Below are 242 nucleotides of genomic sequence, written 5' to 3'. Positions count from 1 at the left end.
CCGCCCAGCCCGTCGCCCGCCCCGCGGACGGCCAGGCCGAGCTGCTGGCGCCGGCTGTCGAACACCAGGGCGGCGACCACCTCGAGCAACCGGCTCGCGCGGGATGTCGATGAGCGGTGCCCGTCCTGGAAGGACTGGCGAAGCCGCTGCCGCAGCACGGGAGGCGGCTCGACCAGTGGCAGGTCGCGACCCGCCGCGATGATCATGTGGACGAAGGCGACCTCGGCGCGGAAGTCGGGGTC

The 242-nt window shown here is 74.4% G+C and carries 1 protein-coding gene; it reads right to left on the bottom strand.

Going from position 1 to position 242, the window contains the following annotated elements; all coding sequences use genetic code 11:
- On the bottom strand, nt 1–242 hold a 242-nt coding region (locus QWJ41_RS21390; protein WP_302710523.1), incomplete at both ends, for a hypothetical protein.

Origin of the sequence: Nocardioides cremeus (assembly GCF_030518195.1) — a bacterium.
Classification (GTDB): domain Bacteria; phylum Actinomycetota; class Actinomycetes; order Propionibacteriales; family Nocardioidaceae; genus Nocardioides; species Nocardioides cremeus.
Note: the sequence above shows the minus strand (reverse complement) of the source record. Positions and strands in the feature narration are given on the sequence as shown.